10 protein-coding genes are annotated in these 11,405 nt (G+C 62.5%); 4 read left to right on the top strand and 6 right to left on the bottom strand.

Annotated elements, in window-relative coordinates; genetic code table 11:
* Positions 1–11: 11 nt before the first annotated feature.
* On the bottom strand, positions 12–1,466 hold the full coding sequence (locus LPA35_RS21600) for a mannose-1-phosphate guanylyltransferase/mannose-6-phosphate isomerase (RefSeq protein ID WP_055395166.1): 1,455 nt from the start codon (positions 1,464–1,466) through the stop codon (positions 12–14).
* On the bottom strand, positions 1,463–1,846 hold the full coding sequence (locus tag LPA35_RS21605; RefSeq protein ID WP_055395164.1) for a DUF2304 domain-containing protein: 384 nt from the start codon (positions 1,844–1,846) through the stop codon (positions 1,463–1,465). Before LPA35_RS21605 ends, LPA35_RS21600 begins: the two co-directional genes overlap by 4 nt.
* 311 nt (positions 1,847–2,157) lie before the next feature.
* On the opposite strand from LPA35_RS21605, the gene LPA35_RS21610 reads away from it, so the two are divergent.
* Positions 2,158–2,448: a co-chaperone GroES gene (locus tag LPA35_RS21610; RefSeq protein WP_055395161.1), complete on the top strand. Its 291-nt coding sequence runs from the start codon at positions 2,158–2,160 to the stop codon at positions 2,446–2,448.
* Between the two features lie 94 nt (positions 2,449–2,542).
* Positions 2,543–4,195, top strand: coding sequence for a chaperonin GroEL (gene groL, locus LPA35_RS21615; RefSeq protein ID WP_055395159.1), 1,653 nt, complete (start codon positions 2,543–2,545; stop codon positions 4,193–4,195).
* 148 nt (positions 4,196–4,343) lie between these two features.
* Here groL and LPA35_RS21620 read toward each other — a convergent pair whose 3' ends face one another.
* The 4 genes from LPA35_RS21620 to edd form a co-directional block, all read right to left on the bottom strand.
* Positions 4,344–6,455 (bottom strand): TonB-dependent siderophore receptor, encoded by a 2,112-nt coding sequence (locus LPA35_RS21620; RefSeq protein ID WP_370641488.1) that lies wholly within the window; start codon positions 6,453–6,455, stop codon positions 4,344–4,346.
* A 321-nt stretch (positions 6,456–6,776) separates the two neighbouring features.
* A complete protein-coding gene (locus tag LPA35_RS21625; protein ID WP_121507494.1) occupies positions 6,777–7,076 on the bottom strand; it encodes a DUF805 domain-containing protein in 300 nt (99 codons plus the stop codon).
* 221 nt (positions 7,077–7,297) lie between these two features.
* Positions 7,298–7,927, bottom strand: a complete 630-nt coding sequence (gene eda, locus LPA35_RS21630) for a bifunctional 4-hydroxy-2-oxoglutarate aldolase/2-dehydro-3-deoxy-phosphogluconate aldolase (protein WP_176888386.1) — start codon at positions 7,925–7,927, stop codon at positions 7,298–7,300.
* Between the two features lie 161 nt (positions 7,928–8,088).
* Positions 8,089–9,858, bottom strand: a complete 1,770-nt coding sequence (gene edd, locus LPA35_RS21635; RefSeq protein WP_228898857.1) for a phosphogluconate dehydratase — start codon at positions 9,856–9,858, stop codon at positions 8,089–8,091.
* Positions 9,859–9,957: 99 nt separating this feature from the next.
* Between edd and LPA35_RS21640 the strand changes: the two genes are divergently transcribed.
* Positions 9,958–10,905 (top strand): SMP-30/gluconolactonase/LRE family protein, encoded by a 948-nt coding sequence (locus LPA35_RS21640; RefSeq protein ID WP_228898859.1) that lies wholly within the window; start codon positions 9,958–9,960, stop codon positions 10,903–10,905.
* 14 nt (positions 10,906–10,919) lie between these two features.
* Positions 10,920–11,405, top strand: a complete 486-nt coding sequence (locus tag LPA35_RS21645) for a hypothetical protein (RefSeq protein ID WP_228898860.1) — start codon at positions 10,920–10,922, stop codon at positions 11,403–11,405.

An 11,405-nucleotide genomic window follows, 5' to 3' on the forward strand; every position in this document is an offset into this window, starting at 1 on the left:
ATGGCTATCAATCATTCTGGAATCCGACCATAGGTATCTTCAAGGCGGACGATGTCATCTTCACCCAGGTAGCTCCCGGATTGGACTTCAATAATTTCCAGCGGCACTTTGCCCGGGTTGGCCAAGCGATGGACGTTGCCCAGTGGGATGAACGTGGACTCGTTTTCACCTAGCAGGAACGTCTTATCGCCATTGGTGACCTGCGCCGTGCCCTTCACCACGATCCAATGCTCAGCTCGATGATGGTGCATTTGCAGGCTGAGTTGCGCACCAGGATTCACCACAATGTGTTTGACCTGGAAGCGTTCACCGCCATCGATACAGTCGTACCAGCCCCAAGGGCGATGTACCTTTCGGTGGGTCGAAGCCAGACCGCGCTTTTGCGCATTTAGCGCTTCTACTATTTTTTTTACGTCCTGGGTTTTGCGCTTATCAGCCACCAAAATGGCGTCAGCGGTTTCGACCACCACCAGGTTATCCACACCAACAGTAGCCACCAAGCAAGTTTCAGAAAAGAGCAGGCTGTCGCGGGTGTCGATGGCAAGAGTCTGACCGACATGGGCGTTCCCGCCTGCATCGCGCGGCAGAATGTCCCATAGTGCATCCCAGGCGCCTAGATCGGACCAGCCTGCATCCATCGGCACCACACAGGCCGCTATGCCGAGTCTTTTGTCGTTCGGCAGGTGTTCCATGACGGCATAGTCGATAGAGTCAGCCGGACAAGCAGAAAATGAATCACCGTGCGGGCGGGTGAAATCCATATCTCTGCTGCTAAGCTCCATAGCGGCGCGGCAGGCTTGGAACATGGCGGGCTGCAGTGCGGCCATAGCCTTGAGCCACTGGTCGACCCGCACCATGAACAGACCGCTGTTCCACAAATAGTTGCCGCTGGCGATGTATGCCTGTGCCAGTTCGAGACTAGGTTTTTCTTCAAAACTCTGAATGGCGAATGCAGCGGTGCCGTCGACGGCCTGCGACTTCTTGATGTAGCCATATCCGGTTTCTGGCCGGTTTGCCACAACGCCAAACGTCACCATGGCACCATCCCGAGCCAATGGCCACGCCTCTTCCACAGCTTGGTGTAGCTTCCCTGCGTTGGTCACAATATGGTCTGCAGGCATGGCCAGCAAAATGGCCTGGGGATCTGCAGCGAAAGCTGCTAAGGTCAAGGCGGGGGCAGTATTGCGGCCCGCAGGCTCCAATATCAGTCGTGCGGCGCCTACGCCGGCTTCATGCAGTTGCTGGGCGGCCAGGAAACGGTGTTCGCTATTGCACACCACAAGTGGTGACCTCTTTGGGATCGAGAGACTCAGTCCATCCAGACGCGTCGCCGTGTCTTGGAGCATGGAGACACCATCCCCACCCAGTGCTAGGAATTGCTTCGGATAGGTTTCACGAGAGAGGGGCCACAAGCGTGTACCCGAACCGCCACACAGAATAATAGGGAGCAAGTGATAGGGGTTCATGGATTGATGGCGTCGGCAGGACGTGCTGTCGCCGCCGTATTTCGGTGCATTTCGATGTCTGCCTCGAGCAGGGCCAGCCGCTGGTTCAAGCGGCGCACGTCGCGTTCAATGCGGGTATTTACCATGTCGGTGTGCAGCGCCTTGACCACCAGTACCACGCAGGCTAGCAACAGCAAAAGCGCAGGCGGATAGCCAAACCCTGCCCATCCGGCCAAACGGTCGATCAGGCCCGGCCAGGCTCCCAACACCGCTGCCGCTCCAGCCACAATGGCCCAGAAAAGGCCATGCATCAGATAAAGGTGATCGCGGCGTATCAAATACAAAATAAGCACGGCCAAGCTGGTGCCCATGAGTGCTGTGGTTACTTGTAAGGGTGCCATTAGGCTCATCATTCCTCCAGTTTCGGATGCGAGACGGCGTACCGTTTCCATCGCTGTCGGAGCGGCCGGTCACGAACCGCCGCGTCGCAGACACCCCAGTTGTAGAACCGCAGGGATTTTGGTCAGCGGCGATTGTAGGGCCTAGCCTTGTCGGATCTTTCGACGATGAGCAGCTTGAAATCAATGCAAACGCCCGTATCATTAGCACTCAATGCAGATGAGTGCTAACAATCTCTGCTGTAGTTGGTAGTGCCCGCATCTGCGGGCACCTTGTTGATATAGCAATCCTTTTTGTAATCAGGAGTAATGCAATGAACCTTCGCCCTCTGCACGATCGCGTGATCGTCAAGCGTATCGAAAGCGAAACCACGACCGCCTCGGGCATCGTGATCCCTGACAACGCCGCTGAAAAGCCCGATCAAGGTGAAGTGCTGGCCGTCGGCCCAGGCAAGAAGAACGACAAGGGCGACGTGATCGCCCTGAACGTGAAGGTCGGTGACCGCGTTCTGTTCGGCAAGTACTCGGGCCAGACCGTCAAGGTCAACGGCGATGAGCTGCTGGTCATGAAGGAAGACGATCTGTTCGCAGTGGTCGAGAAGTAATTCTCCCGCTGATTCGCTCATCTTTTCATAGCTGCTACTGCTTACTGGATAGGCGCTAGCGGCCAATTTGAACCCAATTTTCAGGAGCTCCAAAATGGCAGCAAAAGACGTAGTTTTCGGCGGCGAAGCCCGCGCACGCATGGTTGAAGGCGTGAACATCCTGGCCAACGCGGTCAAGGTGACTCTGGGCCCCAAGGGTCGCAATGTGGTGCTGGAGCGCTCGTTCGGCGCCCCTACCGTGACCAAGGACGGTGTGTCCGTGGCCAAGGAAATCGAACTCAAGGACAAGCTGCAGAACATGGGCGCCCAGCTCGTGAAGGAAGTGGCCTCCAAGACCAGCGACAACGCTGGTGACGGCACCACCACCGCTACGGTGCTGGCACAAGCCATCGTTCGCGAAGGCTTCAAGTACGTGGCCGCTGGCATCAACCCGATGGACCTGAAGCGCGGTATCGACAAGGCTGTGACGGCCCTGGTTGCCGAGCTGAAGAAGGCTTCCAAGCCCACCACCACCTCCAAGGAAATCGCCCAGGTGGGTTCGATCTCCGCCAACTCCGACGAAACCATCGGCAAGCTGATCGCTGACGCCATGGACAAGGTTGGCAAGGAAGGCGTGATCACCGTGGAAGACGGCAAGTCGCTGGACAGCGAACTGGACGTCGTGGAAGGCATGCAGTTTGACCGCGGCTACCTGTCGCCCTACTTCATCAACAACCCAGAAAAGCAATCCGCGATTCTGGACAACCCCTTCGTGCTGCTGTTCGACAAGAAGATCAGCAACATCCGCGACCTGCTGCCTACGCTGGAGCAAGTTGCCAAGGCCGGCCGTCCCCTGCTGATCATTGCCGAAGAAGTTGAAGGCGAAGCCCTGGCTACGCTGGTGGTCAACACCATCCGCGGCATCCTGAAGGTTGTGGCTGTGAAGGCTCCAGGCTTTGGCGACCGTCGCAAGGCCATGCTGGAAGACATCGCCATCCTGACGGGCGGTAAGGTCATCGCTGAAGAAGTGGGCCTGACGCTCGAAAAGGTGACGCTGGCCGACCTGGGCCAAGCCAAGCGCATCGAAGTGGGCAAGGAAAACACCATCATCATCGACGGCGCCGGTGCTGCTGCTGACATCGAAGCCCGCGTCAAGCAAGTGCGCGTGCAGATCGAAGAAGCCACGTCCGACTACGACCGCGAAAAGCTGCAAGAGCGCGTGGCCAAGCTGGCTGGCGGTGTGGCCGTGATCAAGGTCGGCGCTGCCACCGAAGTCGAAATGAAGGAAAAGAAGGCCCGCGTGGAAGACGCACTGCACGCTACCCGCGCAGCTGTGGAAGAAGGCGTTGTGGCCGGTGGTGGCGTGGCCCTGCTGCGTGCCAAGCAAGCTGTGGGCGACTCGGTCAAGGGCGACAACGCCGACCAGGAAGCCGGTATCAAGCTGGTGCTCAAGGCCATCGAAGCGCCTCTGCGCGAAATCGTGAACAACGCTGGTGGCGAAGCCTCGGTGGTGGTGAACGCTGTGTTGGCCGGCAAGGGCAACTACGGCTTCAATGCCTCGAACGACACCTACGGCGACATGCTCGAACTGGGCATTCTGGACCCCACGAAGGTCACCCGTACGGCCCTGCAAAACGCTGCCTCCGTGGCATCGCTGCTGCTGACGACCGAAGCCATGGTTGCTGAAGCACCCAAGGACGAGGCCGGTGCTGGCGGCGGCATGCCCGACATGGGTGGCATGGGCGGCATGGGCGGCATGGGCATGTAATGGCCGGCCGCTCCGGGTGGAACCCAGGTTCTGCCCGGTAGCCCCAAAAGAAACCCCGCAGGTTGCAAAACCTGCGGGGTTTTTTCCTTGCCGGGCCGACATCCACGGGTGAACGCCGCCGGAGCAGCAGATCGCCCCGATGGGTCGGTCAGAACCTGTAGGTCGCGCTCAGCACCACATTGCGCCGTGTCGCCCACCAGCAGTCACCACGCGCCAGACAGGTGCTCATGTACTTCTTGTCGGCCAGGTTGCTGATATTGAGCGCGTAGCGCCAGTCCTGGCTGTCGTAGGCCAGCAGCGCATCCACCACACCGGCCGCCGGAACCTCGGGCCCCGTGCCGTCGCGGAACGACGACAGCCAGCGGTACCCCGCACCTGCCGAGAAGCCGCGCACGCCGCCAATGGAGAACCGGTACACGCCCCACACGGCCGCCTGGTGGCGCGGCAGGTTTTCCAGCAGCGGATCGACGTCCGTGTAGTTGTAGTGAGCGGTCAGGTCAAACGCCGTGGCCACGCGCGCCTTGTATTCCAGCTCCAGGCCCTTGTTGCGGGTCTGGCCCACCTGCAGCGAGTTGTCGGGGTTGGTCGGGTCAGCCACCTTCTGGTTCTTTTCCTTGAGGTCGTACACCGCCGCCGTGAACTGGGTGGTGCCGCCTGAGGGGGCATATTTCACGCCCACCTCGATCTGTTCGCCCTCCAGCGGCTTGAAGCGCTGGCCCGAGGCGTTGGTGCCGCTCACGGGGCTGAAGGATTCGGCATAACTGATGTAGGGCGTCCAGCCGCCCCCCAACTGGTACATCACACCGAGGCGCTTGGTGGTGTCGCTGGTGCGGTCATCGGACTGGCCTGCCAGGCTGTTCACAGCACGGTCGTGGCGCAGGCCGGCGATGAAGATCCAGTTGCCCCACTTCATCTGGTCCTGCACATACAGGCCGCTTTGGCGCTGCACGTTCTCAGGCCGTGCGATGAGCGTCGGGTTCAGAACGTTGCCGTACACCGGGGCGTAGGCATCGATGGGCGTGTTGTACGCATCGTCGGCCTCGTTCTTGTTCTCGGTCTGCCGGTTCCAGTCCACACCCAGCAGCAGTTGGTGGCTGAGGGCGCCGGTGGTGAGGTTGCCCTGCAGGTGGGTGTCCACCGCCGCCATGCGGGTGCGCGTGATGTTCTTGCCGTACAGGCGGTCGATCAGGCGCTGGTTGACAGGGTCTGCGCCCCAGCCGCCCGGGATGGTGAAGAAGTCGGCGTAGTGGTAGCCCCCGCGATTCTCATTGCGGGCCAGGCGCAGGTTCTGGCGCACGGCCCACGCGTCGTTGAAACGGTGCTCGAACAGATAGCCGATGGATTCCCGGTCGCTGTCGTAATAGTCGCCGGGCTCCCCGATAAAACGGCTGATGGGCAACATGCCGTTGGGATTGGGCAGCAGCGTGCCCGACCAGGGCAGGAACTGCGAGGTGGTGCCCGTGCGGTCCTGCTGCCAGTGGGCCTGCAGCACCAGCGAGGTGGCGGCATTGGGGCGCCAAGCCAGCGATGGCGCGATCAGTCGGCGGTCGTTCTGCACATGGTCCGTCTGCGTGTCCGCATCGCGCGCCACGGCCACCAAACGGTAGGACCATTCGCCGTCCTGGGTGAGCGGGCCGGTCAGGTCGGCCTGCAGCTGCTTGCGGTTCCAGCTGCCCAGCTGCACGCCCACTTCGCGCTGCGCATCCTGCAACGGGCGCTTGCTGACCATGTTGACCACGCCCGCCACCGTGCCCGCGCCAAACAGCATGCCCGACGGGCCGCGCAGCACTTCAATGCGCTCGAGCGTGTAGGGTTCGGCGGGGGTGGTGCTGGTGTACCAGTTGTAGTTCTGGCGCAAACCATCCAGGTACGTGTCGGGGGAGCTGCCGCGCACCCGCACACTGTCGGCGCGGCTGTCCAGGCCATAGGCGTCGCTGCGCACCCCGGCGGCATACAGCAGCGCCTCTTGGAAGGTCGTCGCGCCCTGGTCCACGATCTGGTCGCGCGTGACCACGGTGACGGACTGGGGGGTTTCGGCCAGGGGCGTGTCGGTCTTGGTGGCCGTGGCCGCGTTGCGGGCACGGTAGCCGACCACCGGCGCGGTGGCCGATTCTTTCTCGGCGCTCGCGTCCACACGCACCTCGGACAAGGTGGCTCCCATGTCCTGGGCCTGGGCCTGGGCCGCGACCCAGGCGGGGACGCCTCCAAAAGCCAACGCAATACCCATGCAGACTGCGGTCCGCTGATGCTGGAGTTTCATGGTTTTCAAGAATAGAAATAAGAATGATTACTATTCTAAAAATCAAACCACACAGGTGCGCGTTTCAGACAGAAGATGTCGTACAACAGCAACAAGTTGTGCTCGGGTTGTAGTGGAATTGCTTCTATTTTTATAGCTATTTGCGCTTGTCAAGAAAGCGCCAGAGCCACTTTTGACCAGTATTCGGGCTGCACAAGGTTACGGTACCTCTCTGGTACCCCGGAGCCCCCGCCACACCCCCACAAAAAAGCCCGCTGACCGTAAGACCAGCGGGCTTGGCGCGGGCGGACTCAGAGAGAGCCCGCAGCGGCGTCGCAAAGATCAGCCCTCGCTGGGCTGCACCCACCAGTAGATCAGCAGCAGCACGCCGATGCCGGTCAGCGTCAGCAGTTGCCACCAACCCGAGCGGCCAATGTCGTGCAGTCGGCGCGCGCCCACGGCGAATGCGGGCAGCAGCAGTGCAATGGAGACGATGCCGGAGACCACGTCACCCAGGAAGCTGGCGATCACCATGACGATGACCTGGAACAGGAAAAACCACCAGAACTCGGAGCGCACGGCGCGGCCCGAGAAACCCGCGTACTGCCCCAGGCAGCTTTTGATAGCCGAAACAAAATCCATACTGAACTCCCTCTCTTTGAAACGTAAAGCCGTTGTGGCAGGGCCAAGCCCTGCGCCATGATAGGGGCGCGCAGGGCAGCAAGTCCACACGCCGAGTCACCCCACCGACTGCACCTCACTCTGCAGGCGGACCAGGGAACGACGGATGCTTCTATTCTTATAGCTATCAGCGCTTACAGGACAAGCGCTAGAGCCCTATTTCGCCTCAAATCCTGGAAAACTCACACGGCCTTGCGCAGCGCATGCGTCTCGCGCGCCAGCTGGGTGATGCGCGCCCAGTCGCCCGCGCGCACGGCGTCGGCGGGCGTCAGCCACGAACCGCCCACGCAGCGCACATTGGGCAGCGCCAGGTAGTTGGGCGCAGTGGCCAGGCTGATGCCACCCGTGGGGCAAAAGCTGATCTGGCCAAACGGACTGGCCCAGGCCTTGAGCAGAGGGATGCCGCCCGCGGCCTCGGCCGGGAAGAGCTTCAGGAACGAGAACCCATCGGCCAGCGCGGCCATGATTTCACTGGACGTGGCCACCCCGGGAAGAAGCGGCAAATTCAGGCCCTTGCAGGCGCCACCCACTTCGGAGGTGTAACCCGGGCTCACCGCAAAACGTGCACCGGCCTCGCTCGCGCGGCGCGCATCGTCGGCGTTGAGCACCGTGCCCACGCCCACCACGGCCTCGGGCAAATTGCGCGCAATGGCTTCGATGGCGGGCAGGCCAGCAGCGGTGCGCAGTGTGACTTCCAGCACCTTCACGCCACCGGCCAGCAGCGCCTCGGCCAAGGGCAGCGCGTCTTCCACGCGGTCGATCACGATGACGGGGATGACGGGGCCATGGCTGGCGATGTCAATGGGATTCATGGGAATACTCCTTGATGTTGGATGCCGCACGCGGCGTTTGACAGGGGCGCGGCCCATACCAGTGCACCCGTGGAACTGGCTTCGCCAGGCCACCGGGTGCGTCCCCCTCCCGCGCAGCGAGAGAGGGGGAAGGCGCGCAGCGACTCAGGGGGTGCATCCTGCTACAACCATGTGCAGGCTCCTTGTTCGGCACCGCCTGCGTGGCGGCGAAAGTTGGTAAACAGTTCCCGGCCAAAGCCGGTGGCGGGAGGCACGGTGTACGGCGCCACGGAGCGGGCGGCCCAGGTGGCTTCGTCGACCAGCACATCGAGCGTGCCCGCCACAGCGTCCACCCGCACAATGTCGCCGTCCAGCACCTTGGCCAGCGGGCCACCGGCTAGTGCCTCGGGCGTGACGTGGATGGCGGCGGGCACCTTGCCCGATGCGCCGCTCATGCGGCCGTCGGTGACCAGCGCTACTTTGAAGCCCTGGTTCTGCAGCACGGCCAGCGGAGGGGTGAGCTTGTGCAGCTCGGGCATGCCATTGGCTTGCGGGCCCTGAAAGCGCACCACGGCCACCATGTCCTGCTGCACCTCGCCCGCAGCAAAGGCGGCGAGCAAAGCCTCTTGCGAATCGAACACGCGCGCAGGCGCTTCGATGATGTGGCGGTCTTCGGGCACGGCCGACACCTTGATCACCGCGCGACCCAGGCGCCCTTGCAGCAGGCGCAGACCGCCGGTGGGCGAGAACGGCCGGGTCACGGGGCGCAACACGGTTTCGTCGCCCGACACCGCCGGGGCGCCCTGCCCGCCTGCGGCAATGCCGCCGGTGTTCACGCTCATCACATCGGGGTGCATGAAGCCGCCGGACAGCAGCTCGCGCAGGATCCACGCGGGGCCACCTGCGGCCTGGAACTGGTTCACGTCGGCATCGCCATTGGGGTACACGCGGGCCAGTAGCGGCACGGCGGAAGACAGCTCGTCAAAGTCCGACCAGTCGATCAGGATGCCCGCGCTGCGCGCAATGGCCACCCAGTGGATCAGATGGTTGGTGGAGCCGCCCGTGGCCAGCAAGGCCACCATGGCATTGACGATGCAGCGCTCGTCCACCACGCGCCCGATGGGCGTGAAGCGCGCACCGCGCTTGCCAATGTCGAGCACCGTGCGCACGGCCTGCCGCGTGAAGGCTTCGCGCTCTTCAGTGCCGGGCGGTGCAAAGGCCGCGCCAGGCACGTGCAAGCCCATGGCTTCCAGCAGCATCTGGTTGCTGTTGGCCGTACCGTAGAACGTGCAGGTGCCGGGGCTGTGGTACGCGGCCGATTCGGCCTTGAGCAATTCATCCCGCCCCACGAGGCCTTGCGCGTACTGCTCACGCACCTTGGACTTGTCCTTGTTCGACAGGCCGGTGCCCATGGGGCCTGCGGGCACAAACACGCAGGGCAGGTGCCCGTAGTGCAGCGCGCCAATCAGCAGGCCCGGCACGATCTTGTCGCACACGCCCAGCAGCAGCGCGCCATCGAACACATCGTGGGACAGCGCTACCGCAGTGGCCATGGCAATGGCATCGCGGGAGAACAACGACAGCTCCATGCCGGGCGTGCCCTGCGTCACGCCATCGCACATGGCAGGCACGCCGCCTGCCACCTGCACCGTGGCGCCGTGCTGGGCGGCCTCATCCCGCAGAACGGCGGGGTAACTTTGGTAGGGCTGGTGGGCCGACAACATGTCGTTGTAGGCCGTGACCACGCCAATGTTGGGCGCCTTTTCGACCGTGATCTTGAACTTGTCGGCGCCGGGTAGTGCGGCATAGGCATGGGCCAGATTGGCACAGCCCATGCGGTCTTGTGCAGGCTTGCGGGCGATCATGGCGTCGATGCCTGCGAGGTAAGCGCCGCGGGTGTCTGCGCTGCGCTGGACAATGCGCTCGGTCACGCGCGCTACAACTGGGTGCATGGAAGTCTCCATCGGTGGGTGGCAGGACCCCGTGCATAGCGCCGGAGCCCGTTGTCTGAGGCCCTAGAATGTAACTCGATAACCACCCCACTTCAACCCATGTCCCTGCAAACCCTGCCCCTGCCGCCCTCCGAACTGGGCGAATCACCCTTCTGGCACCCCACGGAAAAATCCCTTTACTGGTGTGACATTCAGGGACAAACAGTACACGCATGGCATCCTGAAAGCGGTCGCCACCGGCAATGGCGCATGCCCAGTGAGCCCGGCTGCTGCGCGCCTGCATCGGGCGGGCGATTGGTAATCGGGTTACGAAACGGTTTCTACCTTCTGGATACGGCGAAGGACAGTGCCGACACCACCGCCCTCACCTGCCTGGCCCTGCTGCCACCTGATCAGCACGACACCGCTGTGCTGCGCCTGAATGATGGCCGCTGCGACACCGCAGGGCGATTCTGGGCGGGCTCGGTCATCAGCCCTCGCACCGCGCCGGATGCCGCGCTGTGGTGCCTGCAGGCCGACCCGACCAGCGCCACCGGCTACCGCGTGCGCCACATGGCAGGCGACAACTTCACCGCCAACGGCCTGGCCTTCAGCCCCGACAACCGCACGATGTACTGGTCGAACACGCCGGAGCACCGCATTGACCGGTTTGACTTTGACGTGGCCACGGGGGAGATCACCAACCGCCGCCCCTGGGTACGGTTTGACCGCAAGGTGGACGGACAGCCTTACGGCGGGCGGCCCGATGGGGCTGCGGTGGATGTGGAGGGGAACTACTGGGTCGCGATGTACGAAGGCGCTTGTGTGTTGCAACTCTCGCCATCGGGTGAGGTGCTGCAGCGCCTTGCAGTGCCAGTGCAGTGCCCGACCATGGTGTGTTTTGGGGGGGAGGATCTGCGGACGCTGTACGTCACGTCGGCACGGGCTGGGAGGCCGGTGGAGGAGCAGGAGGCGAAGACTCCTGCGGGATCGCTGTTCAGCGTGCGGGTGGAAGTGGCAGGACTGCCAGTGAATTTTCTCCAAGGACAATCGACGAGCGCAGCTTAAAAAGGCGCCTCACCATGAACTACACCCTTCGAACATGTGCCGCCTTTTTCGCGGGAAGCTGCCTGGCATTCGACGCTTCGGCCCTCAGCATGAAGGCGCTCAAGACGCACGTTGTTCAATTCCATGAGAGTGGCGTCACCCTTGCCGCAGCAGATCGACAAGCAGTGGCCACATTTGCAGAATCTCTGCGTGAAGCGGATTGGTGTCCGCTGGTTGTTGTGATCGGTGAAGCAAAGTTCCTCATCGACAAACACGACACCAAAACCATGGCCGAAGCCAGAGCCGCCTATGTCACGAATCTATTGAAGCGAAACGGCGTCCCAGCCCAAGTGCTCTTCTTTTTTGTCCAACCCTCCCCCACCCTATCTGCATCGGTTGAGATTGAAGCTGTGGGTTCCCCATCAAGCCCCGGGTGCAAGCACTCCAGGACAGAGGAAGGCTTTCGTCCTTCCCCGCCCGAACTCGAACCGAACACCGGCGCCCCGGCGTTCATTCGCTAG

This window comes from Acidovorax sp. Leaf73 (assembly GCF_916855635.1).
In the GTDB taxonomy this organism is placed as follows: Bacteria; Pseudomonadota; Gammaproteobacteria; order Burkholderiales; family Burkholderiaceae_C; genus Acidovorax; species Acidovorax facilis.